Origin of the sequence: Facklamia sp. P12955 (assembly GCF_050409565.1) — a bacterium.
GTDB lineage: Bacteria > Bacillota > Bacilli > Lactobacillales > Aerococcaceae > Facklamia.
In genome coordinates, this window is sequence record NZ_JBNUPF010000013.1 from 36,417 (window position 1) to 59,749 (window position 23,333).

Here is a 23,333-nt window from a genome sequence, read left to right on the forward strand (position 1 = left end):
TTATGAACGAGAAAGAAAGAATTATCGAATTAGTTAGACAAAAAATTATATCTATGGATGAAGCCTTAAGATTACTTGAAGCAGGTGGTATGGCAAACGATTCATCAGAACCTACTGAGGATAGCGCTAAGACAAAAGACACTAAAATTGAGAGCAAGACATTGGTAAAAGATGACCTCAACCGCCTGGTTCGTTCAATGGTAGATCAAGCAGTGAATGCAGGGACAAGTGTAGTGAAAGAAGTAGCTCAAGCAAGCAATCAAGTCGTTAAAGAGGTCAATGATTCACTGGAAAACCGTAAAGAAACAAAAGACAGACCTTCTTTTAAAGAACAGACCAGTGATCAAGAAGAACATGCTTCTTATCAAGCAAAGGCTGAAGCTTTTGAAACAAAAGGGCAGGCCATTCAGCAAGAAATTGAAGAGGTTAATGAGCGACTTCATCAATTTAATGAAGAAAAGATTATTATCCAACAGCGGTTAAGAGAACTAGAAATTCTGGCTGAAATTGAAGAACTGACCACTGAGATGAAAGATCAGGTCAAAGATTTTACCTTACAAGAAAGAGCGATTGACAGTGAAATTAAGCATTTAGAACAGCAAGTCGAAGGACTTTATGATCAGCAAGAGGATCTATATGAAGAATGTAAAGAAAATCAACAAGCTGACCCTGAATTTAAACGGTTTATTTCTAATTCCACCCAAGTTCTTACTGAGCAAGCGCACCAATTTAAAGAAGAAGCAAGCAGAGAAGGTAAACGCCTTGGCAAGCAAGTGAAGGATCTGATAAAATCCTCACTCAATAATTTCACCACTAAGGATGTTAATGTATCTTTCAATGTGCCTTGGATTAAGAGTCAAGTATTAGACCATACTTTTTCCTTTGATGGAGCAACTTTAACAGCGATGGATTTTAATGTATTAAATGGTGATTTACAAGTAGAATTCCATGAAGGCGACGACATTTTAGTAGAGGCTGCTATTAAGCTGATGGGTGGACAAGATAAGCTAACGGTTGACTTGTTCAAAGAAAAAGTAACTATAACCACCATTGAAAATAAATTGGTTTTTCATGTGGATGCTATGAATTTAGCTATGGATGCCAAGATCAGCTTGCCTCATAAGCTATATCATTCAGTTGTTTTAAAAACCCTTAATGGAGATATAAGAGTCAAACAAATGGAAGTAAACAATCTAATCATTTCTAGTAAGCGAGGAGACATCCGTCTTGCTGATACCAAGGCAGATGAAGTGAATATTGACACAAAATTAGGAGATGTTAAACTTAAAAACATCTCAACTGATATATTAGGTTTGAATCTAGTCAATGGTGATGTAAAAATTAAAAACTCAACCATCCAAACAACTAGTCTTAAAAATATTAATGGAGACTTCCGAATTGTTGGACCAGTTGGTAATATTAAGGCCAGTACAGTTAATGGAGATTGTTACATTACTAAAAAAGATATCGAACCAGCTAATATTTCACTTTCAGCTGTTCATGGCGACCTTAAAGTCAGCTTACTAAAAGAACAGGCTTTCACCGCAAGAGGTAATCTCTCTGAAGGACAAATTAAGCATCGAATGTCTGGCTTAGACCGACAAGAAATTTTTGATGGTGGTAAATCATTTATATACAATCGTCCCGGTCATCTGGATCAGAAAGAAGTTCAGATTGATGCAAGTATTACCTTTGGAGATTTGTACCTAAAAGATGGAGATTCTGAGACAGGAAAGGAAGGTAAATAATGCAACGATTAACACGCTCATCATCCGATCGCCGCATTTTTGGTGTTTGTGGTGGTATAGCAGAATACTTTAATATTGATTCGACTTTAGTCCGTTTAATTTTTCTGATTGCTATGTTTTCAGCAGGAGTGGGTTTTTTCCCATACATTTTAATGGCGGTTATTATACCCTATGATTATCAAGTTGGCAAACCCTCTTTACGTCGTAAAGGAAAGAAATATTCAGAAACTAATTCTCATCAGGTGATTAAAGATATTACTCCTCAAGATGACGATAACTGGAGTGACTTTTAGAAAAATAAAACGAGCCCTCATCTTATTAGGTGAGGGCTCATTTTTAATGATAGCGCCATTTGCTAGTCAGAAGGCTCTTTCTATGATACCATTTTAGAGAAAAATGAATGGAGGATCGGACCGTGGGAAAATATGTGACAGTCCAAAAATTAACTGAAACTTTAGATGTGGAGATTGTCTATGGTCATGAACATGTCGATAAGAAAATTGTTTCCAGTGAAGTTTCAAGACCAGGACTTATTCTGGCAGACTTCAAAGAATTCTATCCGAGTGATCGGATTCAATTAATCGGTCGAACAGAAACAGCTTATTTAGATACCTTGACTAGCCAAGAACGTATTGAGAAATTCCGCTCTATCTGTCGTGAAGATACGCCTGCTATTGTAGTCGCTCGAAAAATATCTATACCTTCAGAACTTATTTTAATAGCTAAAGAACGTCAGGTGCCACTACTTTCAGCTCGTTCTCGTACTAGCCGGGTCTTGGCAAATCTAACCAATTATTTAGAAGGACAATTAGCAGAGCGTTTTTCAAAGCATGGAGTCTTTCTTGAAGTATTTGGGATGGGAGTCTTGTTAACAGGCACCTCTGGAGTCGGCAAATCAGAAACCGCTTTAGAGTTGATTCAAAGGGGTCACCGTCTAGTAGCCGATGACCGAGTAGAATTTTTTATGGTGGATGAGCTAACCCTAATTGGTGAAGCGCCGGAAATTCTACAAAACTTATTAGAAATTCGTGGCTTGGGAATTGTTGATGTAATGAGTCTTTATGGAGTCTCGGCCATTGTACGTTCTAAAAAGTTAGAATTAATTATCGAGATGGTATTAGATGATGGACAAATTGAATATGATCGTTTAGGGTCTGGTCAACAATACGACCGGATTTTTGATGTTCAAATCCCAAGAACGAGAATACCGGTAAAAACAGGACGGAACTTAGCAGCTATTATTGAAGCAGCCGCTATGAATTTCAGAGCCAACAGTATGGGCTTTGATGCTACAGATGCCTTTAATGCTAAATTAGATGCTTTGATCATGTCTAATCGTGAGGTGACTAATGATTAATTCTTTCGGCTCAATTTTTATGAAGATAGATCGCATCGCCTTTCATATTGGAAGTTGGCCTGTCTATTGGTATGGGCTAATCATTGGTTTCGGAATGTTATTGGCCTATTTCTTATATATAAGGGAAGTTAAACGTAAAGGGGCCGATCCAGATAAGGCCTTTGATCGCCTTTTTTGGGCAATTATCATCGGTTTTATAGGGGCTAGAATTTATTATGTAGCCTTTTCTTGGCAGTCCTATCAAGATAATTTGTTGAGTGTTTTTGCTATTTGGAACGGTGGTATTGCAATCTATGGCGGAATTATTGCGGGCTTTCTAACCTTAATATATTTTATTCGTAAAGATAATTTAAATGCAGCATTAGAAATGGATATGGCAGCACCTGCCTTGATGTTGGCACAAATTGTTGGGCGGTGGGGTAATTTTATTAACCAGGAGGCTTACGGAGGGATTGTGAGTCGCTCCTATTTAGAAAATTTAAGATTACCTACTTTTATCATTGATCAAATGGAAGTCCAAGGGCAATATCGTCAACCCACCTTCTTATTTGAGTCTTTATGGAACTTTATCGGTCTTGTTTTAATTATGACGATAAGAAGGAAGCGTTTCTTAAAAGAAGGAGAAGTCGCAAGCTTTTATGCAGTTTGGTACGGTATAGGTAGAGCTTGGATTGAAGGTTTACGAACAGATAGTCTTTATTGGGGACCTTTTAGAGTCTCACAAGTTTTTTCGTTAATTATCGTTGTAAGTGCTATTTCAATTATGATTTATCGAAGAGTCCACTTGACACTTCCCTTCTATAAGGAATCAGATATTGCAAGATAAGGAGAAAAAAATGAACATTACAATTCTAGGATCAGGTTCGTGGGGGTCTGCTCTAGCAAAAGTCTTATCAGACAATCAACATAGTGTTACTATTTGGAGCATTGATCCTCAGGTGGTTGATGAGATTAATCAACAACATACCAACTCGCATTTTCTTAAAGAATTTGAGCTGAATGAGACTGTTAAAGCAACGCTTGATTTAGTACAAGCCTTAAAGAAAGCAGAAGTCTTGCTTTTTGCAGTACCCACCCAAGCAATTCGTAAGGTTTCTAAAGAAGTAAATAAACTTTTAGTCAAAATGGAGCGACCTCCTTTAATTATTCATGTGTCTAAAGGACTTGAACAAAAAAGTCACTTGCGTATTTCTCAAGTGCTTCAAGAAGAGCTGACCACAGATCTTTACAGAGCTTTAGTCGTCTTATCCGGTCCTAGCCATGCGGAAGAGGTCGCACGCGAAGATCTTACATCCGTTACCGCGGCCAGTGAATCGCTAGAAGCTGCTGAAACTGTTCAAGAGCTCTTTATGAATAATTATTTTCGTGTATACACTAACACGGATGTGATAGGGGTTGAATTAGGCGCTGCCTTGAAAAACATTATTGCTTTAGGCGCAGGAATTCTTAATGGTTTAAACTACGGGGACAATGCTAAGGCCGGTTTAATTACACGGGGCTTGGCTGAAATATCGCGTTTGGGTATACGCTTAGGGGCAGACCCGCTAACTTTTCTTGGTTTAAGTGGAGTTGGAGACCTCATTGTAACTTGTACCAGCATTCATTCACGTAATTGGCAAGCTGGTAATTTGTTGGCTAAAGGCTTAACCGTTGAAGAAGTGACAGAAGAAGTCCAGATGGTGGTTGAGGGTATTTTTACTTGCCTGGCAGCTTATGAGTTGGCACAAGAATATCAAGTCGATATGCCAATTACTAATGGCCTCTATCAAGTTCTTTATCAAGGAGCGGATGTTAAAGAAGTGGTTAGTCAATTAATGAATCGCTCTGGCAAACAAGAAGCCTCTTTAGCCCAACACAATGAAGTGATCACCTCAGAGAAAGGAAGATAAGATGGAAGATACGATTGAAAAGACAATGATTAATGTCGATGTTGTGATAGTAGGCGCTGGCCCTGGAGGAATGACGGCAGCCCTATACGCTTCACGTGCCAATTTAAAAACAATTATTCTTGAGAAGGGTCTACCAGGAGGAGAAGTTAATAATACGGCTGATGTAGAGAACTATCCAGGTTTTTCTAAAATAGCCGGTCCAGAATTAGCTCATAAATTTTTTGAATCTGCTATGGAGTTTGGCGCGCAGCATTCAATGGAAACGGTGGTTGGAATTGACTTACATGACCAAGTAAAACATGTCATTACCAGCAAGAACATCTATGTAGCACCTGTTGTCATTATTGCTACTGGATCTCAGCATAGAAAGTTAGATATTCCAGGGGAAAATCTTTTAAGTGGTAAAGGAGTTTCTTATTGTGCTGTTTGTGATGGCTTCTTTTTCCGTAACCGCCACTTAGTGGTTGTAGGAGGGGGAGATTCGGCTGTCGAAGAAGGAATTTACCTCACTCAGTTTGCTGATAAAGTAACCATTGTTCACCGTCGAGACAGTCTTAGAGCTCAACAGATATTACAAGAGCGTGCTTTCAAAAATGATAAAATTGACTTCATTTGGGATACGACTGTTGAAGAAGTTATAGGTGATCAATCCGTAGAAGGCGTGTTCTTACGAAATAGAAAAACCGGCGAACGCTACACATATCCTTGTGAGGGAGTCTTTATCTACATTGGCTTAGTGCCGAACTCTTCGTTGGTTAGCCATCTAGATATTACGGATGAAGAAGGATGGATTATCACCAACGAAAAAATGGAAACGCGGATTCCGGGCATTTTTGCTGTAGGAGATGTTCGCCAAACACATTTACGTCAAATTGCCACGTCTGTTGGCGACGGGAGTCATGCAGGCCATATGGCTTACCAATATATTCAAACCTTAGCAGACTAATTTTTATAATTAATCAGACTTAGCTATTTTTAAAGGTAAGTCTTTTTAAGAAATAACTAAAAACGTGGGAGATTAGTCAAATTTCTACTATTTTATCCCAATCATGATATAATAAATAACAATGAGAAAGGTGGCGAGAATATGCCTTGGCGTGAATTATATAAAAAATGGAAAAACAAAGAAAATCTTGACCAAGCGGTCAAGAAATCTCTAGAAGAACAAGCTGGCGATGAAACAAAAGATGCTTTTAATAATGTTTTAAGCTTTGGTACGGCAGGGATGCGCGGTATTATAGGAGCGGGCCCGAACCGAATGAATATTTATACAGTTAGACAAGCAACAGAAGGTTTAGCCATGTTAATCAATGAAGCAGGTCAAGAAGCAAAAGAGCGTGGTGTTGTTATTGCCTATGATTCGAGACACTATTCCCCCGAGTTTTCAATGGAAGCCGCTTTAGTCTTAGGTAAGCACGGAATTAAGGTTTATTTATATGAAAGCCTACGTCCAACACCTACCTTGTCCTTCGCTGTGCGTTATTTACATGCTTATGCGGGTATCATGGTAACGGCTAGTCACAATCCGGCAGAATATAATGGTTATAAGGTCTATGGTGAAGATGGCGGTCAAATGCCACCAGAAGATGCGGATAAGTTAACTCGGTTTGTACGGTCCATTGAAGATCCACTAGTCATTGAAGTAGGAAATAAGACGGAATTGTTAGGGTCAGGTAAAGTTGAAATTATTGGTGATCGTGTGGATCAAGCTTATCTAGCTGAGATTGCTAAAGTAACGATTGATTCTAATCTAATTGCTGAGATGGCAGAAGAAGTAAAAATTGTTTTTACTCCACTACACGGTACGGGAATGTATCTAGGGATGCAGGCTTTAGAACAAGCAGGGTTTTCTAACATCCATGTTGTTGAAGAGCAAGCAGAACCAGATGGAGGTTTTCCAACTCTTAAATCCCCTAATCCTGAATCGCCTGAATCATTTGACTTGGCTGAACAAATTGGGCGAAATATTGAAGCTGATATTCTTTTAGCAACAGATCCGGATGCTGATCGTTTAGGTGCGATGATTCGTACTCAAGAAGGAAATTATCAATTGCTATCAGGAAACCAAATCGCCTGCTTAATGTTGAACTATATGTTAAAAGCATACCAAGCCAAAGATCAATTACCTGAAAATGGTGTAATCATAAAATCGATTGTTTCAACAGATCTAGCAGAAGAAATTGCTAAAGCCTATAAGGTTGAGACGGTAGATGTTTTAACAGGTTTTAAATTTATTGCAGAAAAAATTAAACAGTACGAAGAATCAAAAGCGCACACCTTCATTATGGGCTTTGAGGAAAGTTTTGGCTATTTATTGAAGAGCTTTACACGTGATAAAGATGCTATTCAAGCCTTAGTAATGTTGGCTGAAATTACAGCCTTTTATAAAAAACAAAACAAAACCCTCGCACAAGCGCTAATGTCAATTTATGAAGAATATGGTTATTATAAAGAAAAAACTTTATCCATCTCTTTTACATCACTTGATGGAAAGCAAGAAATGGAAGCGTTAATGAATGAAACGCGGGCTAATCGCTTGACGGAGGTAGCTGGTATTCCTGTTGCCGAAGCCTACGATTATTTAAATAGTAATTTGATTTATGCAGATGGTAAACAATCCAGTCTTTCATATCCTAAATCCAATGTTTTAAAATATAAATTGAAAGACGGATCATGGATTGCCTTAAGACCAAGTGGCACAGAGCCAAAAATAAAATTATATATGGGCGCTAAAGCTGAAAGTGAACAGGCTGCAAATGACAAAATAGTGAGTTTAGAGGCCTTTTTGAATCAATTGATTAAGTAAGTTAAATCTCTGCTGAAATCTTTTTCTTTTTAAGAAAGTGGATTTCAGCAGCTTTTTTAGCTAAAAGATTCATAGATAGAGTAGAAATTAATTTGTGATATAATAGAGAGTAATAAATATTCACCAAGAAAAGAGGGAGACCATGTCAAATTTGGAATTAGTCATTATCACTGGGATGAGTGGTGCAGGCAAAACCGTTGCTGTTCAAAGTTTTGAAGACCTTGGATATTACTGCATCGATAATATGCCGCCAAGTCTTTTGCCAACCTTTTGGCAATTGATGCGAGAATCAGGTAAAATCACTAAAATCGCTATGGTAATTGATTTAAGAACACGGGAGTTTTTTGATGAGTTATCGGATATAATCGGTACGATGGATAATAATCAAGATGTTACTTCAAGAATTCTCTTTTTAGAAGCCAATGACCAAGAATTGGTTTCTCGTTATAAGGAGTCACGTAGACATCATCCATTATCACAAGCAAATGAAGTCTCAACATTGAGTGCGATTGCTAAAGAAAAAGAGTTATTACGCGATTTAAGAACGCGTGCTCAAATGATTGTAGACACTTCTGAAATGAAACCCAGACAACTAAGAGCTTATATTATGGAACATTTTGCTGAAAAGGAGCAAGTTACCTTTAGAATAGATGTAGTCTCTTTTGGTTTTAAGTATGGTCTTCCAATAGATGCAGATGTTGTCATGGATGTGCGTTTTTTACCTAACCCTTATTATATTCAAGATTTAAGAGGATTAACTGGAGTGGATAATGCGGTTTATGATTATGTTATGAGTCAACCGGAAAGTCAAATTTTTTATAATAAGCTAATCGACTTATTAAATTATTGTGTTCCTGGCTATAAACGCGAAGGCAAAAGTAGGGCTGTGATAGCGATTGGTTGTACAGGGGGGCAACACCGTTCAGTGGCCCTAGCTGAAAGAATTGGCGAACATTTTACTCGCATGAATTATTGTACAAATGTTAATCACCGTGATATGGCAAAAAACCAAAACCAAGTATTAAAGAAGGTTGCTAGAAATGAATCAGATGCGTCAAGCTCGTTATAAAGTTGCGGTAATCGGTGGGGGAACCGGCTTGCCTGTAATTTTAAGAGGGCTAAAGAAATTAGATGCCAACATTACAGCAATCGTTACTGTTGCCGACGACGGAGGGTCATCTGGCGTTATTCGTGATTATATTAACGTTGTTCCACCGGGAGATATCCGTAACTGTATGTCAGCTCTTTCCGAAGCAGACCCAGTCTTACTTGAACTCTTTCAATATCGCTTTAACACGGATGATGATTTTTTAGCAGGCCATGCCATTGGAAATCTTTTGATTGCCGCTTTAAAGGAAATGAAAGGCTCACTGTCGGAAGCCATTGATATCTTATCGCAATTTATGAATATTAATGGTCAAATCCTACCAGCAGCTCCTGAACCATTAATTTTGCAAGCTTTATTTGAAGACGGAACGATTGCTGTTGGCGAGTCGAAAATAGCTCACCATCGTAAACGCATTCAAGAAGTTAATGTAATGACTATTGAAGGAAAACCTGCCGTTAAGGCTTCTTCAAGGGTTGTGGAAGCAATCATGGAAGCAGACTTAATTGTATTAGGTCCAGGCAGTTTGTATACTTCTATTTTGCCCAATTTAATGATTGATGAGATTGGACAAGCGATATCAAAAACCAATGCTCAGGTAGTTTATATTTGTAATATTATGACTCAATTAGGAGAAACAGAAAACTTTACGGATGCAGATCATATTGAAGTATTACATAATCATTTGGGAGTTCGATTTGTCGATACCGTTTTGGTTAATACTACAGAAGTTCCCAAAGAATATATTATCAATCAACCAAACAAAGAGTATCTGCTTCAAGTAAAACACGATTTCAATGGTTTGCGTCGTTTAGGATGTCGGGTTATATCTAGTGAGTTTTTAAGTATGAAAGAAGGCGGCGCTTATCATGATACGGATAAGGTTGTTGAAGAATTAGGGCACTTATTGAATAGTGTGCGTTTGCTTGATAAAAATAGTTCTGATTCAAATAAGCACTCAGTTTTATAAATGGACTAAATGTTGGTTAAGGAGAGAGTAGGATGACATTTGCAGCAGAAGTAAAAAAAGAATGTACATTATTAGAAGTTCACAAAGAGCATGCCAAAGCAGAATTAGCGGCATTGATCCGCATGAATGGTGCGGTTTCTATTTATCAACAAAAGCTAATTTTAAATGTACAAAGTGAAAATGCTGCAATCGCAAGAAGGTTATATACCTTACTCAAGGACTACTTTGATGCTGAAAGCGAACTGATTGTTCGGCGCAAAATGAAATTAAAAAAGAACAATGTCTATATTGTGCGCTGTCGTTATCATGTACAAGAAATTTTAGAAGATTTAGAAATTTTTGATCAATTAAGCCTCATCTCAAGAGTGGCTCCCGAAATAATGCAAAACGACCCAAAGAAGCGCTCTTATTTGCGAGGAGCCTTTTTAGCGGGAGGCTCGGTGAATAATCCGGAGTCAAACTCTTATCATTTAGAAATATACTCGAGTTATGAGGATCATAATGAAGATCTTTGTAAAATGATGAATGATTTTCATTTAAATGCAAAAACAATTGCTCGTAGAAACGGATATATCACCTACTTAAAAGAGGCAGAGAAAATCGCTGACTTTTTAGTAATTATTGGAGCCAATCGAGCAGTCTTAAAATTTGAAGATGTGCGGATTGTTAGGGATATGAGGAATTCAGTTAATCGCTTAGTTAATTGTGAAAACGCTAATCTTAATAAAGTAATTGATGCTTCGCAAAAACAAATTGCAGCTATTAAACGAATTGAAGCCAAAAAAGGATTGTCCTCTTTACCGGAAAAATTAGAAGAAATGGCACGTTTTCGTATTGAAAATCCAGATATGAGCTTAAGAGAGTTGGGAGAGCAAATTCCTAACGGACCTATTTCGAAATCGGGAGTTAATCATCGGTTGAGAAAAATTGTTGAATTGGCCGAAAAAATCTAAATAATATATTTGCTTAGCACTTTTAAACTTCTTTTTTGGTATTTAATATTAACACCATTAAGGAGGAATTATATGAATCAAGTAACTTTTGTTGGTAGATTATGTCGAGACATACAGTTAAAAGAGGTTGGCGATTCAGCGGCTGTTACTAATAATGTCATTGCAATCAAACGTCCTTTTCGCGATCGTAATGGTGAATCAGTGACTGACTTTATTCCTTTCGTCGCTTGGAACGGTTTGGCAAAATTGATTCACAAGTATGCATGCAAGGGGCAACGCATTGCTTTATCAGGAATGATGCAAAGTCGCAGCTATCTCAACGCTGAAAAAGAAGAAATTTATGTTATTGAATGTAATGCCAGCGAAATTACTCTCTTGGATAAGCCGAAATCTAAGGCGGTTTCTAATCAAGAGATGGAGATGAAGGCGGAAGATATGCAGGTGTCCCAAGAAACGATTCAGCAAGTGTTAAATGATATTTCAAATTGATTAGCTGTTTTAAAAAAGTTGCCGAGCAAATACTTGCTCGGTTTTTTGTTTTTATAAAATAATAAGCCCAAAAACTATAATTGTTATATACTACCTTGGACTGAGTGGAGAAGACCTAGTGTCTCTTATAATAAGATTTGTGTATAATAGAAAAAACAGTAGGTTCTTAAAAAGGGGGAAGCTAAATGAAAATATTAATGATTGAGGATAATGAATCCGTTTGTGAAATGATGGGGATGTTCTTTGAAAAAGAAAATTTTGAAGCAAGCTTTCATGGTGATGGAAAAGAAGGATTTGAAGCCTATCGGACGCAACCTAACATTTGGGACATTGTTATTCTGGATTTAAATCTACCTTCTATGGATGGAATGACCATTTGTCGCAAAATTAGACAGATTTCTAAAGAGACGCCTATTATTATGCTAACTGCTCAAGATTCTGAAAGCGACCAAGTGATTGGTTTAGAAATGGGCGCGGATGATTATGTAACCAAACCCTTCAGTCCCTTGACGTTATTAGCGAGGATGAAAGCTCTGCATCGAAGAGCTCAAGTAGTTTCAGCTGATGCAGCTGTTAAAGAAGAAAATGAGTTTGATATTGAAACAAAAACTGTCAAAATCAATACTTCTACACGTGAAGCTTACTATCACGATAAAAAAATAGAGAGTTTAACACCTAAGGAATTTGATTTATTTGTAATGTTTGCTCAGCATCCTAAGCGAGTGTTTACCAGAGAGCAATTACTCAAGAGTATTTGGGAAGATCCCTTTTTTGGTGATGAAAGAACAGTAGATGCACACATAAAAAAATTAAGACAAAAAATAGAGCGTTATGGTTCCCAGTTGATTCAAACAGTTTGGGGAGTTGGTTATAAATTTGAAGAACTAGGTGATTAATTATGAAGTTCTTATGGCAGCAAATAATTGTTTTCTTAATAGTATTATTGACTGCCCTAACGGTTTCTGCATACCGTATTTCCGATTATATGGAAAAGAAGATCTATGAGGATCGTGAATTGCAGCTCTTGCGTTATGGTGAAAATATAGTTGATAATTATTTTTCGAGAGAAGATTTGGTTCGTGCATCCCAGTTACTGTCAAGTGAAAAAATAATTATCCAAGTGAATTTGTCCGATGGACGAATAATTTATCCTACTTATGATCAGCGCTTTGGTTCGAAGTTGAGTAAAGAAGATCTGGAACAGATTGCTAAGGGTGGAAATGTTGGTTTACGCTACTCACAAAGATACGTAGACCCAGACACGCAGTTACAAATGGCAACGGTCTACATTCCTTTGAAAGAAAATCAAGTAGCAGGTTTTCCTCCAGGTTTTATTAGTTTAGGGGCACCACTAGAAGATTTAGAAGAAAAAGTGACGGCCATGCAAGAAAAAGTATTATTTGCTTATTTATTAGCAGGTATTGCAGGCTTAGGGATGAGTGTTCTCTTTTCAATCTATCAGACTAATAAGTTAAAACAGCTGCGAAAAGCCAGTCAAGAAATTGCTTCTGGAAATTATGAAATTAAGGTGAATACCAAAGGTCAGGATGAATTTGCTGATTTATCTAAAGATTTTCAAAAGATGGCAGATTCTCTTGTTCAATATGAGTCGGAAGTTGAAAGACAAGAGACATTAAGGAAACAATTCATGATGGATGTGGCTCACGAAATGCGAACCCCTCTAACAACCATGAGTGGATTATTAGAAGGTTTACGTTACGATATGATTCCTGAAAATCAAGTGGATCGCAGTTTGGAACTCATCCACTCTGAAACGCAGCGCTTGACACGTTTAGTTAATGAAAATTTAGATTATGAACGAATACGTAACAAACAAATCAGCCTAAATAAAGTTTCTATCAATACCGAAGTTTTATTTGAAAATATAAAAACCCAATTACAAGTAAAAGCTAAAGAAAAGAATGATCAATTAGTTAGTCAAATTGCACCAGATTTCACTTTATGGGCAGACTATGATCGTATTACTCAAGTTTTGATTAATTTAGTAACCAATGCCATTCAATTTTCGCAAGATAGTGAGATTGTTTTAGAAGCTAAAATGGTAGACGCAGGTTCTCAAATAAAAGTGATCGATCATGGTATTGGGATTGACACCGATCAGATTCGTTCCATATGGGAAAGGTTTTATAAAGTTGATGTTTCAAGAAAAAACACAAAGTTTGGGGAATCTGGCATCGGTTTGGCTGTTGTCAAATCCTTGGTTGAAGCTCATAATGGGAAAATAGAAGTTGAGAGCGAACTCAATAAAGGGTCAGTTTTTATAATAACGTTGCCACGTCAAAACAAATAAGCTATAATGTACCCTTGTTAATGATAACTAACAAAACTGACATGATAAGGAGGACTATCGAGTGGGGAAAACTTTAAAAGGCATAATATCTATTGCTCTTATTTTAGGTTTAGTAGGAGTCATTACTTTGAACGCTTACGTAAATTCAAATTCAAAAGCTAATCTTGTTCAAAAGCCTAACCAAGAATTCACCAACATTTTGGACGATATTCAATCTCAAATTGATGAGCTATATTATGATGAAAACCAAGATTTCTTAAAAGAATCATTCCAAGTGGAAATGATAGACCCAATTAAAAAGAATATTAATAAGTTGAATGAATCAACGACTGTTAAGAATCAATATCTTGATCAGTTGAAAGAAATTGAAAAACGTTTCCAAGCACAAAATGAGGTCAATGACTTCTTTGCAGGAACCAAAGATGCTATCCGTGGAAATGAAGTGAATGAAGATTTAATGATCCGCGAAGGGCTCACTAAAGAAAAAGTGCTCAAGGTAAAAGAAGAATATTACTATGAAGAAATTGGAATTGATGAGCAGACTTCGGATTCAAATCAAGAAGTAGAATTAGATGCTTTTCAAAAGGCGATTAATCTTCTGATTGATCAAGTGGAAGAAAGTGTTGTTGAAGGTGATGAACTTTTAGAACTTTTCAAAGATGTAGAAAAAATTGATATCGTTGATGGTAATATTGGTAAAATAGCACAAGCTATGCGCAAATTCGATCAGCGATTATTAGAAGTCAAAAATTCACTTCCTTCTCTATTTAAAACAATGAATAAAAAAGCGGATACTTATACCCATAAAGTGATTAAGGAAGTGGCAAAAATAGCTAAAGATGTGCCACAATACTATCAACTCTTAGTTAGCTCTTTGGAACCATCTGAGCGTTTAAGTCAAGCTCTTGAAGATAATAAGGAACTTTTCGAAGGATCAGAGGAAACAACGGTTGAAGTAGTTGAAACAACTCAAAAGATAGCTGAAACTGTTGAGACTTCTAACGATTATTATTACGAGGAACCAGAAAACTCATGGACTAATCCAGAGCCAACACCTCCAAGTACAACTGTTCGACCAGGAACATCTGAACCAGTTGAATCGACACAAGTAATCGAGACATCTGAAGTTAATGACGATAATTATTACTAATATGCCTTTGATTTTTAATTAAGAAAAGCACTTCACCTTCAATTCATGCCTTTTATTAAAAGGTTATTTATTGGAAGTTGGAGTGCTTTTGTTAAAATAATTGGATATAAGAAATAAGGAGGAAAGATATGGATGTTTTATGCTTTATCGCCCATGATCAGCTAGCAAATTCTTCTAGCCAGCAATTTTTATTAGCTAGTGGCCAAGCGCTCACCCAAACAGACTACGTTGATTTAACGGCTGAGTGGCAAGACAAAGGTTTTTTTGATTCCAAACAAGAGCTTTTAAGAATGGCTGATTATGAGCGTATTTTATTTCAATTTCCTCTGTATTGGTATCAAGCACCGGCTATCTTAAAGGTTTGGATGGACCAAGTGTTTAATGATCAATTAAACTTTAAACAGACAGTGAAAATTTTACAAGATAAAGAATTTGGAATTGTATTAACGGTAGGTTCTAGACTCGAAAGTTTTCAACCAGGTGAACGAGCGGGAGTTAGTTTAGCGGACTTAATGTCACCTTATTATGCTTGGGCAAACGATTTTGCTATGAAGTATCGTCCACCTTTTATTATTTCACAATTTCATTATTTAACAGAAGAAGAAAAATATCATTTAATGATTGATTACGTGACTTATTTAAAAACAGGTCGACTTTATTTACTAAAAGATAAGGTGAATGTTTTGTTAGAAGAACTTGATCGACTAAAATTAAATTTAGACCCGCTTGATCAGCATATATATGACCAATTTATTCAGAAATTAATTGACCAAGCAGACGAGCTAAAAGAATTAGAACTTTTTGATGAGGAGTAGTAAAGATAATATGCAAAAAGCAAAGATGTTCCAAGTTCCTATTGAAAAATGGGTAGAAAGTTGCAAAGATTATCCAAGTCGTGCTGTTTTAAAGGTAGCTTTAGCTGTTTTGAAAGAGCAAGAGAAGAGAATTGAACAAAATAGAGACCAATTAGATGCTAATGCATGGAGTCCCAAAGCTTGGTCTTAGATAGGCTTGCAAGATAGTAGAATAGACTTTATACTAAAACGAAAGAACGAGTGGGAGTGAATGTGATGTCAATAATTGAAGATTTAAAGTGGCGAGGCGCTATCAATCAACAAACAGATGCAGAGGGTTTAGAGAAGTTATTATCTAAAAAAACGATTGCCTTATACTGCGGAGTAGATCCAACGGGGGATTCTATGCATATTGGGCATTTAATTCCTTTTATGGTTTTAAAGCGGTTTCAATTAGCCGGTCACCAACCGATTGTCTTGATTGGAGGGGCAACAGGATCGATTGGCGATCCTTCAGGTCGAACCAGTGAAAGAAGCTTACAAACAATGGAAGTAGTCCAAAAAAATGCTCAGAAGCTGACACAACAAATGGAAAAACTGTTCTTAAAAGGGGATTCGGCTGATAATACTTTCAAAATAATGAATAATTATGATTGGTTAAGTAAGCTCTCTTTATTAGAATTTCTGAGAGATTATGGTAAACACTTTAATGTTAATACGATGTTGGCTAAGGATGTTGTAGCCAGTCGACTTGAGAATGGAATTTCATTTACTGAATTTTCCTACCAAATTCTTCAATCCGTTGATTTTCATTACCTCTTCCAAACACAAAATGTTCAATTACAAGTCGGTGGTGGTGACCAGTGGGGAAATATTACAGCAGGTTTAGATTTTATCCGTCGTATGGAAGGAACAGAAGCAGAGGCCTATGGTTTAACTATTCCTTTAATGCTTAAGTCAGACGGTACTAAATTTGGCAAATCAGCAGGAGGAGAAACTGTTTGGTTAGATCCAGAAAAGACGACTCCTTATGAATTTTATCAATTCTGGCTTAATCAAGCAGATGATGATGTTGTTAAATATTTAAAATATTTCACTTTCCTCGAGCAATCAGAAATTGAAGCTTTAGAAAAAGAAGTGGCTGAACAACCGCATTTAAGAAAGGGACAACGTCGTTTAGCCGAGGAAATCACACGGTTTGTGCATGGTCAAGAAGCATTAGAAGAAGCCGAAAAAATTACTCACGCTCTGTTTACCGGTAATGTGGGTAATCTAACTACTCAACAAATTGAAGCAGGATTTAAAAATATGCCGCATGCACTAGCGAATAAAGAAGCAATGAATATTGTAATCTGGCTAGTGGAGACAGGGATCGTTCAGTCCAGAAGACAAGCCAGAGAATTTGTTAGCAACGGTGCTATATTAATTAATGGCACAAAAGTAACTGATTTGGATTATGAAATCAGTCAAAAAGATGCCATTGGAGACCTTTATATTATTGTCAGACGCGGGAAAAAACACTATACACTGGTCACTTTAAAATAGCGGTTGGTTCAAAACATCCTTAGAAAATTTCTAAGGATGTTTTTATCTGTTCAAATGTTTCAATAAGGTTACAAGTCTTATACGATTCAACGAAAACGCCCTTTTTTGATGTTTAATGTGTTAATATCATTCTTGTTAAGAGAAAAGTATCAATAGATATATTTAAATAAAAGTTCAAAGAGGAGCTAATAAGAATGAAAATCAAATTTTCTAAGAAGCTATTAACGACATTATTAACTTCATCAATTATACTTTCATCAGTTAGTAGTTTACCAATCTATGCTCAAGATATTGAGGGTATTAATGCAAACATTGATTATCAAGTAAATAATTTAAATGCTGAACAAACTCAGCTATATGCTCAGTTAGTAAATTCATACAATCAAATTGAAACAATTAAAGAAGAGGCTGAGCAACTTCAAAATTCGATTTCAGACGATAACCAAACAATTGAATTATTAAACCAAGAAATTGAAGAACTACAAGAAATGATTGACAAGCGTCAAGAGTTAATTGCTGAACAAGCGGTTGCTATTCAAGAAAAAGGTGGAACTACCAACTACCTAAATATTTTAGCATCTTCAGAATCACTTTCTGATTTCGTTGGACGAATGGATGTAATTATCAAGCTGGTTTCTTCTAATAAGGATTTATTAAATAGTCAAAAAGAAGACATGGCAAGTGTTGAAGCTAAAAAAGTAGCGACTGAAAAAGCTAAAGCAACAAAAGTTGATAAAATGATCAGCTTAGAAGCATTAAAAGGTGATTTAGAAGTTGAAACAGCTTCAGCAGAATTAGCTTACGCAGAATTAACTAGACAAGCAGAATTAGCTGAAGAAAACCGTCTAGCTCTAGAAGCAGAAGCAGCGGCCTTTGAAGCGGCAACTCAAGTAGCAATTATTGAGAACACACAAGCAGTTGAAGAAGCAGTTGTTGAATCTAGTGAAGATGTTGTAACTTCAGAAGTAGCACCATTAGAAACAATTGAAACAACTCAAGAGACTACACAAACAGCAGAAGTTTCATATGAAGTAGTTGCTTCACTAGAGACAATTGAAAGTGAAGAAGCAGTTGTTACAACTCAAGCAGTAGAAACAAGTTTAGAGCCTATTGAGACAACACAAGCTATCGAAACCACTGTTGCGCCAGTTGAAACAACACAAGTTGTTGAAACGAGTCTTGAGCCATTAGAAACAACAGCGGTTGAAGTGATTGCAACCACTGCAGAAGTAATCGAAGAAGTCCAAGCGCCAGACTTGTCTTATAATACTGGATCATTAATCGGAAATGCTGAAAAATATATTGGTATCCCTTATGTATGGGGAGGTAAATCTCCAGCAGGATTTGACTGTTCAGGGTTTGTTCAATATGTTTTCAAAGAGACCTATGGTATGGAAATTGGTGGATGGACTGGTGCTCAAGAAAATGCGGGCACTAGAATTTCAATAGACCAAGCACAAGCAGGTGACTTATACTTCTGGGGTAGTCCTGGAGGAACTTACCACGTTGCTTTAGCAACTGGTGGAGGAAATTATATTCATGCTTCTCAACCAGGCACACCTTTAGGTTACTCAAACATTTCAACATTTACCCCATCGTTTGCGGTAAGAGTCTTATAAAAATTAATGAGAGTCAGGAAACTGACTCTTTTTTTATACAATCATTTAATTAAGCAAAAGACTGCTTCTAATCTATGATATAATATGAGAGATAATTTATTTGAAAGGGGCACTCATCCGTGACCGAACAAAAAACTTTTTATATTTCAACACCGATTTATTATCCCAGTGGTAAATTGCATATAGGAAATGCTTATTCCACTCTAGCTGCTGATACCATGTCACGCTATAAGCGTTTAATGGGTTACGATGTTTTCTTTGTAACTGGAACTGATGAACATGGTCAAAAGATTGAACAAAAAGCTGAGGAATTAAATTTAGAGCCCAAAGCATATGTTGATGAAATGGCTGAAGAAATTCAAAAGCTTTGGCAAAAACTAGAAATAACTAATGATCATTTTATTCGTACTACTGACGACTATCATGTTCAAGCGGTTCAAAAGATTTTTGACCAATTATTAGAACAAGGCGATATTTATTTGGGTGAATATTCAGGATGGTATTCAGTCAGTGATGAGGAGTATTTTACCGAAACGCAGCTAGCGGAAGTCTTTAAAGATGAAAAGGGTAATGTCGTGGGAGGAATTGCTCCTTCCGGCCATGAAGTAGAGCTAGTAAAAGAAGAATCTTATTTCTTTAAATTAGCCAAATATACGGATCGGTTAATTGAATATTACGAATCCGATGATCAAGTGATTTTACCTGAATTTCGAAAAAATGAAATGATTAATAACTTTATCAAACCTGGTTTAGAAGACTTAGCAGTATCAAGGACCTCCTTCAGTTGGGGAATCCCAGTGAAGACAAATCCTAAACATGTTGTTTATGTATGGATTGATGCACTATCTAATTATATCACCTCTTTAGGTTATGGTAGCGATAATGATGAAGCTTTTAAAAAGTTTTGGCCTGCGGATATTCACGTCTTAGGCAAAGATATTTCGCGCTTCCATATGATTTATTGGCCCGCCTTATTAATGGCTTTAGATCTTCCTTTACCGAAACGTATTTATGCCCATGGTTGGATTGTCATGAAAGATGGCAAGATGTCTAAATCCAAAGGGAATGTGATTTACCCAGAGATTTTGATTGAACGATATGGTCTTGATGCGACTCGTTACTATCTTTTAAGAGGGATGAGTTTGGGGAGTGATTCTGTATTTACACCAGAAGACTTCGTTAAAAGCATCAATACTGAATTAGCCAATGACTTAGGAAACTTGCTCAACCGTACTGTTGCGATGATTAATAAATACTTCCAAGGTGCCGTACCTAACAAGCAAGTTTTGCAGTCACAAAATGATTTGGATAAAGAGTTCACTAATTATTTAACAGATCATTTAGAAGCATACCATGAAAAAATGGAATTAATGGCTTTTGATAAAGCGATTGACGCCTTAATGGCGATTGTTTCTAGATCTAACAAGTATATTGATCAAACTGAACCTTGGAATTTAGCAAAAGACTCACAATTAACAGATCGTTTAGCCATTGTAATGTTCCATTTGGCAGAAAGCTTACGCATCATCGGTCATTTATTAAGACCTTTTATGACACAGGCTCCATTGGAAATCTTCAAACAATTGGGTGTTGAGGAAGAAATAAACGCTAATTTAAGCGATCTAGTTTTTGGTCAATTTGCAGAAAATGCGCAGGTAATTAAAAAAGGTGTTCCTATCTTTCCTCGTTTGGAAGTGGAAGAAGAGATTACTTATTTACAAGAAGCCATGTCTCTTGAAAGTCAAAAGGATATTTCTTCAGCTAATTTAACAGTATCTGATCCTGACTGGGACCCGGAAGCAATTCAGTTAAGCTATGCTGAAACGGCAGAAGTAGCATTTGATGATTTTATTCAAACTGAAATTAAAGTAGCAGAAGTTATTGATGTCGACGAAGTAGAAGGCTCCAATAAGTTGTTACGCTTTAGACTGGATGCAGGTGACCAAGGTCATCGTCAAATCTTATCGGGTATTAAAAAATACTATCCGGATTTCAAAGAGTTAATTGGCAGAAAAGTCTTGGTTGTGGCAAATCTTAAACCGAGAAAGATGATGGGTCATATTAGTCAAGGTATGATTTTATCTGCTGAAAGTGGCAAAGATTTACATTTAGTTTTTGCCCCAGATCAAGCCAAAAATGGTTCACTGATTGGGTAAAAAGAATAAAAAGGACAAGTATTCGCACTTGTCCTTTTTATGTTTAATGAGCCTATCTGTTTGAAAAGAACGAGTTATGTTAAAATAACAAAAGATTGGAGAGAAAAAAATGAAATTATTTGATACACACACTCATCTAAATGTCTCCCAATTTCATGGGAAAGAAGAAGAATATTTACAAAGAGCTAAAGAAGCAGGCGTCGGTTTTTTAGCAGTTGTTGGTTTTGATCGTCCTACCATCGATCGCAGTCTAACGCTTAGCCAAGAGCATAAGCATTTGATTAGTGTGGTAGGTTGTCATCCCACCGAAACCATTTATTATGATCAAACTTTTGAAGACGATTTACATAAGTGGTTAGAATTAGATCGTGTCAAAATGTTAGGTGAAATAGGTTTGGATTATCATTGGGATACCTCTCCCAAAGATATTCAAGCTAAAGTCTTTAGAAGGCAAATAGCCATTGCCAAGGAACATAATCTACCAATTACTATTCATAATCGCGAAGCAACCAAAGATTGCTACCGAATTCTTAAGGAAGAAGGGCTTCCAGCAGCTGGGGGAATTATGCACTCTTTTGGAGAAGGACCTGAGGAGGCGAAGCGCTTTTTAGATTTAGGTATGCACTTATCTTTTAGTGGGGTGGTCACTTTTAAAAAGACGGAAGATGTCCGTCAAGCTGCGGCCATTACACCACTAGACAAACTATTGATCGAAACAGATGCTCCTTACTTAGCCCCTGTTCCAATGAGAGGAAAGCAAAACGAACCAGCTTTCGTTAAGTATGTAGCGGAAAAGTTGGCTGAAGTTAGAAACCTTTCCGTCGAAGAAGTTGCCCGGATAACAAGTGAAAATGCCTTTAAGCTATTTAATTGGCAACCAGAAGAGGAAGCTTAATGAAAGAAATAGAAGTGCCCACCGAAGTGGTGGTAGTAGAAGGTCGATCTGATACCCAACGTCTTAATCAGATTTTTGGCCCAAGTATTAAAGTGATTGAAACCAATGGGTCGGCCATTGATCAAGAAATCCTCAGCCGAATTGAAGAAGCTAATAAGCAATTTGGCGTAATAGTCTTTACTGATCCTGATTATCCTGGCGAGCGCATTCGCAGAATTATTCGTACTCAAATTCCAAGCGTTAAAGAAGCTTTTTTAAGTCAAGAAGCTGCAAATTCACACCGTAAAAAAGATTCTTTGGGAATTGAACATGCCAGTGCAGCCGATATTCAAGCAGCCTTAAGTAAAGTAACAAAGATGTCGCCTCAAAAAGAATTAAAACCGATACCCATGGCAGAACTGGTGGCTATGGGTCTAGCTGGAACAGAGCAAGCCAATGTTTTAAGGCAGACAGTAGCTAGTCATTTTAATTTAGGACACGTTAACGCTAAGCAGTTACAAAAGCAATTGGCTAAGTACCAAGTAAGTCGTCAAGAGATACTAGCTTATTTAAAAAGGAGGGAAGAAAGTGAATAAAGATATTGATCATAAACTAATAGCAACACCCAGTCGTACAAGTTCGATTATGAAGCAGTATGATATAAAAATGAAGAAAAGTTTAGGGCAAAACTTTTTAGTAGAGCCTCAAATTCTACAAAGGTTAGTAGAAGTAGCAGAGATTGATTCAGAAACAACCGTTATCGAAATAGGTCCAGGAATAGGTGCTCTGACAGAGTTTTTGGCCTTATCTGCTAAGAAAGTGTTGGCATTTGAAATAGATCAACGTTTTGTAAATATTCTTCAAGATACCCTATCTCCCTATGAAAACGTTGAAGTTATTCATCGAGACATTTTAAAAGTTGATTTTAGTCAATCAGATTATGCTTACTTACACCAAAGTAAACGCTTAGTGGTGGTCGCTAATTTACCTTATTATATTACGACGCCTATCATTATGCATTTACTAGCTAGCCAGTTGTCCTTTGATTCTTTAGTCATGATGATGCAAAAGGAAGTAGCTGAGCGCATGACTGCGCAAGTAGGAACCAAAGCTTATAATTCACTAACAGTGGCTATTCAGCTTCAAATGAAAGCGGAATTAGCATTTATTGTCCCTCCCACTGTTTTTATGCCCAGACCCAATGTCGATTCTGCTGTGTTAAAATTAACGAGCTTAGAAAATCCATCTCACAACTTTAAAAACAGTAGGTCATTTCAACAGTTTGTTCAAGCTTGCTTTAAACAACGTAGAAAAACCCTGTGGAATAATTTAAAAGTTTATTATCCCAATCAAGAAGCAACTTACTTAGAAAGTTGCTTTGCTAAGGCGGATATTTTACCTAGCCGTCGCGCTGAAACATTAAATTTGGATGAGTTTATTAAGCTTTTTAACATTTTAAGTGAAAGAAATTGATAGAATAATTGTTAGACGATAATGTTAGACGATAATACATGTCAACCGTAAATGAAAATGTCCTGAAATTTTAAAAATTTGCGGGATAAAACTA

Annotated in this window: 22 protein-coding genes; all 22 read left to right on the plus strand. The window is 36.7% G+C overall.

The features are described from left to right. Window positions 1-2: 2 nt before the first annotated feature. The 22 genes from ACQV2G_RS05055 (at window position 3) to rsmA (ending at window position 23,239) form a co-directional block, all read left to right on the plus strand. On the plus strand, window positions 3-1,748 hold the full coding sequence (locus ACQV2G_RS05055) for a DUF4097 family beta strand repeat-containing protein (protein WP_428876285.1): 1,746 nt from the start codon (window positions 3-5) through the stop codon (window positions 1,746-1,748). Next, window positions 1,748-2,041, plus strand: coding sequence for a PspC domain-containing protein (locus tag ACQV2G_RS05060; RefSeq protein ID WP_428873182.1), 294 nt, complete (start codon window positions 1,748-1,750; stop codon window positions 2,039-2,041). The genes ACQV2G_RS05055 and ACQV2G_RS05060 overlap by 1 nt, the downstream gene beginning before the upstream one ends. Window positions 2,042-2,163: 122 nt before the next feature. After that, a complete protein-coding gene (gene hprK / locus ACQV2G_RS05065) occupies window positions 2,164-3,105 on the plus strand; it encodes an HPr(Ser) kinase/phosphatase (RefSeq protein WP_428873183.1) in 942 nt (313 codons plus the stop codon). Further along, window positions 3,098-3,931 carry a prolipoprotein diacylglyceryl transferase gene (lgt, locus tag ACQV2G_RS05070; protein ID WP_428875177.1) on the plus strand — a complete coding sequence of 278 codons (834 nt, stop codon included), beginning with the start codon at window positions 3,098-3,100 and terminating at the stop codon, window positions 3,929-3,931. Before hprK ends, lgt begins: the two co-directional genes overlap by 8 nt. A gap of 10 nt (window positions 3,932-3,941) precedes the next feature. Continuing rightward, a complete protein-coding gene (locus ACQV2G_RS05075) occupies window positions 3,942-4,994 on the plus strand; it encodes an NAD(P)H-dependent glycerol-3-phosphate dehydrogenase (RefSeq protein ID WP_428873185.1) in 1,053 nt (350 codons plus the stop codon). Between the two features lies 1 nt (window position 4,995). Beyond that, window positions 4,996-5,940: a thioredoxin-disulfide reductase gene (trxB, locus tag ACQV2G_RS05080; protein WP_428873186.1), complete on the plus strand. Its 945-nt coding sequence runs from the start codon at window positions 4,996-4,998 to the stop codon at window positions 5,938-5,940. A gap of 141 nt (window positions 5,941-6,081) precedes the next feature. Continuing rightward, on the plus strand, window positions 6,082-7,800 hold the full coding sequence (locus tag ACQV2G_RS05085) for a phospho-sugar mutase (RefSeq protein ID WP_428875180.1): 1,719 nt from the start codon (window positions 6,082-6,084) through the stop codon (window positions 7,798-7,800). Window positions 7,801-7,942: 142 nt separating this feature from the next. Next, window positions 7,943-8,869: an RNase adapter RapZ gene (gene rapZ, locus ACQV2G_RS05090; RefSeq protein WP_428873188.1), complete on the plus strand. Its 927-nt coding sequence runs from the start codon at window positions 7,943-7,945 to the stop codon at window positions 8,867-8,869. Then, window positions 8,841-9,875, plus strand: a complete 1,035-nt coding sequence (locus ACQV2G_RS05095) for a gluconeogenesis factor YvcK family protein (RefSeq protein ID WP_428873189.1) — start codon at window positions 8,841-8,843, stop codon at window positions 9,873-9,875. Before rapZ ends, ACQV2G_RS05095 begins: the two co-directional genes overlap by 29 nt. Before the next feature lie 32 nt (window positions 9,876-9,907). Further along, complete coding sequence (whiA, locus tag ACQV2G_RS05100; RefSeq protein WP_428873190.1) at window positions 9,908-10,828, plus strand: DNA-binding protein WhiA; 921 nt, start codon at window positions 9,908-9,910, stop codon at window positions 10,826-10,828. 72 nt (window positions 10,829-10,900) lie between these two features. After that, the gene (locus ACQV2G_RS05105) at window positions 10,901-11,317 is read left to right on the plus strand and encodes a single-stranded DNA-binding protein (RefSeq protein WP_428873191.1); all 417 of its coding nucleotides are present in this window, start codon (window positions 10,901-10,903) and stop codon (window positions 11,315-11,317) included. 185 nt (window positions 11,318-11,502) lie between these two features. Beyond that, window positions 11,503-12,213 (plus strand): response regulator transcription factor, encoded by a 711-nt coding sequence (locus tag ACQV2G_RS05110; protein WP_428873193.1) that lies wholly within the window; start codon window positions 11,503-11,505, stop codon window positions 12,211-12,213. Window positions 12,214-12,215: 2 nt separating this feature from the next. Next, window positions 12,216-13,628, plus strand: coding sequence for an ATP-binding protein (locus tag ACQV2G_RS05115; RefSeq protein ID WP_428873194.1), 1,413 nt, complete (start codon window positions 12,216-12,218; stop codon window positions 13,626-13,628). Between the two features lie 61 nt (window positions 13,629-13,689). Then, window positions 13,690-14,778 carry a hypothetical protein gene (locus ACQV2G_RS05120; protein ID WP_428876286.1) on the plus strand — a complete coding sequence of 363 codons (1,089 nt, stop codon included), beginning with the start codon at window positions 13,690-13,692 and terminating at the stop codon, window positions 14,776-14,778. 128 nt (window positions 14,779-14,906) lie between these two features. Further along, the gene (locus ACQV2G_RS05125; RefSeq protein WP_428876287.1) at window positions 14,907-15,593 is read left to right on the plus strand and encodes an NAD(P)H-dependent oxidoreductase; all 687 of its coding nucleotides are present in this window, start codon (window positions 14,907-14,909) and stop codon (window positions 15,591-15,593) included. Window positions 15,594-15,603: 10 nt separating this feature from the next. Continuing rightward, the gene (locus ACQV2G_RS05130) at window positions 15,604-15,783 is read left to right on the plus strand and encodes a hypothetical protein (RefSeq protein ID WP_428875182.1); all 180 of its coding nucleotides are present in this window, start codon (window positions 15,604-15,606) and stop codon (window positions 15,781-15,783) included. A 65-nt stretch (window positions 15,784-15,848) separates the two neighbouring features. Continuing rightward, window positions 15,849-17,117 carry a tyrosine--tRNA ligase gene (gene tyrS, locus ACQV2G_RS05135; RefSeq protein ID WP_428873200.1) on the plus strand — a complete coding sequence of 423 codons (1,269 nt, stop codon included), beginning with the start codon at window positions 15,849-15,851 and terminating at the stop codon, window positions 17,115-17,117. A gap of 194 nt (window positions 17,118-17,311) precedes the next feature. Next, window positions 17,312-18,736, plus strand: a complete 1,425-nt coding sequence (locus ACQV2G_RS05140) for an NlpC/P60 family protein (protein ID WP_428876288.1) — start codon at window positions 17,312-17,314, stop codon at window positions 18,734-18,736. Window positions 18,737-18,855: 119 nt separating this feature from the next. Continuing rightward, window positions 18,856-20,892, plus strand: a complete 2,037-nt coding sequence (gene metG / locus ACQV2G_RS05145) for a methionine--tRNA ligase (RefSeq protein ID WP_428875184.1) — start codon at window positions 18,856-18,858, stop codon at window positions 20,890-20,892. Window positions 20,893-21,001: 109 nt separating this feature from the next. Further along, window positions 21,002-21,787 (plus strand): TatD family hydrolase, encoded by a 786-nt coding sequence (locus ACQV2G_RS05150; RefSeq protein WP_428876289.1) that lies wholly within the window; start codon window positions 21,002-21,004, stop codon window positions 21,785-21,787. Then, window positions 21,787-22,362 carry a ribonuclease M5 gene (gene rnmV / locus ACQV2G_RS05155; RefSeq protein WP_428876290.1) on the plus strand — a complete coding sequence of 192 codons (576 nt, stop codon included), beginning with the start codon at window positions 21,787-21,789 and terminating at the stop codon, window positions 22,360-22,362. The genes ACQV2G_RS05150 and rnmV overlap by 1 nt, the downstream gene beginning before the upstream one ends. A 49-nt stretch (window positions 22,363-22,411) precedes the next feature. Next, a complete protein-coding gene (rsmA, locus tag ACQV2G_RS05160) occupies window positions 22,412-23,239 on the plus strand; it encodes a 16S rRNA (adenine(1518)-N(6)/adenine(1519)-N(6))-dimethyltransferase RsmA (RefSeq protein WP_428873343.1) in 828 nt (275 codons plus the stop codon). Window positions 23,240-23,333 lie beyond the last annotated feature (94 nt).